Source organism: Paenibacillus sp. N119s (assembly GCF_059447605.1).
Genome location: NZ_JCAJRU010000346.1, coordinates 1 through 3,673 on the forward strand (window position 1 = coordinate 1; position 3,673 = coordinate 3,673).

The 3,673-nt window shown below is 41.2% G+C and carries 4 protein-coding genes; 1 reads left to right on the forward strand and 3 read right to left on the reverse strand.

Going from position 1 to position 3,673, the window contains the following annotated elements; all coding sequences use genetic code 11:
• The first annotated feature begins 205 nt into the window (after nt 1-205).
• On the forward strand, nt 206-1,429 hold the full coding sequence (locus tag AC5V8P_RS24215) for an acyltransferase (RefSeq protein ID WP_064795517.1): 1,224 nt from the start codon (nt 206-208) through the stop codon (nt 1,427-1,429).
• 202 nt (nt 1,430-1,631) lie between these two features.
• Here AC5V8P_RS24215 and AC5V8P_RS24220 read toward each other — a convergent pair whose 3' ends face one another.
• The 3 genes from AC5V8P_RS24220 to AC5V8P_RS24230 form a co-directional block, all read right to left on the reverse strand.
• Nucleotides 1,632-1,886: an aspartyl-phosphate phosphatase Spo0E family protein gene (locus AC5V8P_RS24220; protein WP_064795518.1), complete on the reverse strand. Its 255-nt coding sequence runs from the start codon at nt 1,884-1,886 to the stop codon at nt 1,632-1,634.
• Nucleotides 1,887-2,112: 226 nt separating this feature from the next.
• The gene (locus tag AC5V8P_RS24225) at nt 2,113-3,513 is read right to left on the reverse strand and encodes a helix-turn-helix domain-containing protein (protein WP_064795519.1); all 1,401 of its coding nucleotides are present in this window, start codon (nt 3,511-3,513) and stop codon (nt 2,113-2,115) included.
• Nucleotides 3,468-3,673, reverse strand: a 206-nt coding sequence (locus AC5V8P_RS24230) for a hypothetical protein (protein ID WP_495473956.1), incomplete at its 5' end; no start/stop codon positions are given. The genes AC5V8P_RS24230 and AC5V8P_RS24225, both read right to left, overlap by 46 nt.

The following is a 3,673-nucleotide window of genomic DNA, read 5'->3' on the forward strand; positions in this document are numbered from 1 at the left end:
TTCCTCTCCTCTTCCTATGCGTATCCTTTAATTTAAATTTACTTTGTTTTCATTTAGATTGTAAACGCAATCATATCAAATTGGAACCACTTCACTCTCCATACTTTCAGGTAGCGTTAATCTTGCACTAATGTTCCTAAGGTACAATACCTACAATTGTGCTAGGGAATACAGGTGCGAATCTTGAGAAAAAGGAGTGATATGGATGAGCAAGCCGCGTATCACGGAGTGGACAGAACTACGGGGCCTTGCCTACCTCGCTGTCGTGCTTCAGCATTGCATTGGCGAATATATTTATCGCAGCGACATCCAACAGCCGGATTCCGTTATGCTCGCGATGCTGTACCATTTGACACGTTTTGGCACACCGACGTTCGTTTTCCTGTCTGCGGCGCTGCTATTTTATAATGGTAATAAATCGATTGGCTATTCCCGTTATATTGGCAGGCGGTTTCGAGATATTTATGTTCCTTTTCTCTGCTGGACGGTTGTTTATTGGGTATGTACTCAGAACTGGTCAACCGCGCAGTGGGGAAATCTATCCTTTTACAAAGGCATGTTCAAGGAAATGATTATCCCCGTCAGCGGATATCATCTATGGTTTGTGGTCATGATCTTTCAGTTTTATATTTGGTTTCCTTTATTTGCAAAGGCAACCGAGCAGGTTCGGACGTTTCTACGCCGTTATAGCACAAAAAGGCGCAAGCAGCTTGTTCTGGCTGTGATGCTGATTGCCGCTGCGGCTTATGCGTTGCTGTTACATTGGTCCTACTACGACATGTCTGCATGGAGCACTTGGTTGCCGTCCTTTGGGCAGACTCTGTTAGATTACCGCACATATAACTTTGTTATGTATTTTTTCTATTTTATGCTGGGCGCCGTGGGCGCCTATATGACGGACACCTGGCGGGGATTGGCCCAACAGACGTTGCCGTGGAATGTATTTGTCTTTATCGGTCTGTTCATGCTCATGGGTCACACCATGCTGATTCAGTCGGGCGATACGATCAATCTCAATATTTCTACTTATCTGAAGCCAAGCACCTTTGTGCTGATTGTCTCACAGTTACTTTTGTTGTACGGACTACTGCTTCATTTGCAAAAAGACCCGCGTACCATGCCATTTCGCCGTATGCTGAACTGGATTGGACGCTACTCCTTCGGAGGATATCTGGCCCATGCACTCGTGCTATCCTTCATATCCTATTACACTCGTCCGCTTGCACTGGGGGATCATCATTTTACAGCTACGCTCATTACGTTTGTCTTCGTGGCAAGTGCTTCTCTCGGCATCAGTTGGCTCTTTGCCCATCTGCCCGGCGGCAACTGGATTGTTGGCTCCAAAGGAAGACAGCGGTTGAACTGGCGGCTTCATTTTCAGTTTCTCTCCTCCAAACGTGCTTCCAAAAGCACACAGGAGCTTGGCTAACCTTCTGCTCAGCGTTTCAGCATAGGGATTCCAAGCTACACCAAAAGACTTTCGCAGGGCTCATGTATTGAGCTCTGCTTTTTTTATTGTCAAAGTATGCTGAATCATATCCCAGAGTGATTAACATTTTATGACATGGATATGTATTTTATTTTAAAATAAGTCATTATATAGAATAATTATAAGCATTACGTGGGAGAAGTCACACTTTTGCATAAAAAGAATGGGGGGATGAACTCAACATACCATTGTCGCTGATCATGATCTGATCCACAACTTGGTGAGGCTGCTTCCTGGTCTGAAACATACGGTTGAACTGATTAATCAGTTCATCCAAAAGCATAGACTGCTCCAGTACACAAGCATGTCCTAAGCCATACTCTGTGTACAGATCATGTAGGCGTTGTCTGGCGCATTCCATTTGTTGAATTAACGTTTTCGTTTCATCCTTGTTCATCCTGCACACCTCCTATTGAATCTCATTTTAAGAAAGGATGTACAAATACGTCAGGATCAATTTTGAAGCAAAAAATTACAAAATAATACAAAAAGAGACCAGCAATAAGCTGGCCAATGAAAAAAACAAAAAAATTGACTAAGCTGTGCCAATATGTCCTTGAACTTGGACTGTGTTAGCGCTTGGGATTTCAGTTGGAACTGGTAATCCAACTACCAGTAAAAAGCTAATTGTTGCCAAAATTAAAACTGTCTTCTTGATCATTTTTTTCCCACACCTCCTTATAAGCAGAATAAAATTGTGCCTGCATTTCAGGAGTAGCAAGCTCACTGAAACAGAAAAATAAGCCTGCACAATTGGAAATAAGTAGTGCGTGGTTAATTATACCAGCTTTTTTCAAAGCTTCTATTAAGCATTTAAACCCATAAAGGTATCTCCCTTTATATAGGTTGTATTTAGCTAACTTATACCAGAATCGTACAGTTTCTTCGAGTATGACTTGCTGCTCTGTTAATGTACTCGTATATTCTTGATCACGATAAACTGTAATTTGGGGTTCAAACTGCTGAAGAATATGATCAATATCGATGTTGTAACGATTAGCTACTTCTATGACATTTAAAAGTTCTGCAAATATATGTTGCTCTCCAGATATATGTTCAACGTAATCTGGCAGCACACTAATATCTCCAGACATAAGCTTATTAACACAGGTATTAATTTTTGCCCAATGCTCAAATTTTTCTAGCCAATGGAGTGTATCTGGATCATTTTCCTTCACCCAGCTTAGATCGGAATAACCACGAAGATGTGCTAATGCTTGTGCATGATCGCCTTTTGCATCACAAGCATTAGCACACATCAATTCGGCGTAGGCTATGTATACAAACAATGGTCTGCTTAGCTTTTTTCGTGGTTCTGTTCCTTTTCGCTTGGAATTGTGAACCAAATGATATTGAAGCTGTCCTAACTGACCCATCCGATGTGCAAATTCATACACCTTGTCCCACATACTTAATGACCTATAGACATTCGCCAAATCTTTTAGAGCATCTAATTGCTCTATCTCGTCTAAGCGATCCACAAAGGGGGCAAATTCAATGGCAGCCTGAAGATTTACAGCCCGATCCTGTCCAACTTTGATTTGGAACAAGCGATACTGGCAGATTGCCAATCGCTCTGAATGCTGCTGCTTCTCACTTTCAGCTACCTTTTTGTATAAGTAAGCTGCTGCTTCGTTGTAACCGTCTTTGTATACATTTTCGGCGACTTCAAAGAGCGATGGCAGATAATTAGGGTTATCCAATAACAGAATGACAACTCGCTGCAAGCAGTCTAATCGCCCTAGCTCAATACATCGGTACAGGAACGGACTGATTTTTTTCCAGTTGAGCGGACATTCTTCAATGCATTCTTCAATGTAGCGTTCGTAAAAATAATCCGGTGGTAAATTCATTCCCGCAGTAATACTATCCAGTTGGTGAACAGAAATAGATCGGTTGCCCGTCACAATACCACTAACTGTACCTACATTCAAATCGATCGTGTGACCAAACTCGGTCATGGTTAAGCCTTTCCGTTTCAGATAGGTTTGAACTTCTGCCTGTATCGTAGGTGTGATTTCCATGGATAAACCACCCTTTCAGCATCTTCATAGATTCCCATTTTCAATAATTCATATAGTTTTGAAACAAATAGTATAATTACTGTTTTTTCATTCATAATAATACCATCTTTTGGAACATCAATAAATACTTTTACTTTATAGATTATTATCTTTTTATTAG

Bases quoted from the DNA above. Each gene is read 5' to 3' on its own strand.
- AC5V8P_RS24225 (WP_064795519.1), bottom strand. From the start codon at position 3,513: ATGGAAATCACACCTACGATACAGGCAGAAGTTCAAACCTATCTGAAA.
- AC5V8P_RS24215 (WP_064795517.1), top strand. From the start codon at position 206: ATGAGCAAGCCGCGTATCACGGAGTGGACAGAACTACGGGGCCTTGCC.
- AC5V8P_RS24220 (WP_064795518.1), bottom strand. From the start codon at position 1,886: ATGAACAAGGATGAAACGAAAACGTTAATTCAACAAATGGAATGCGCC.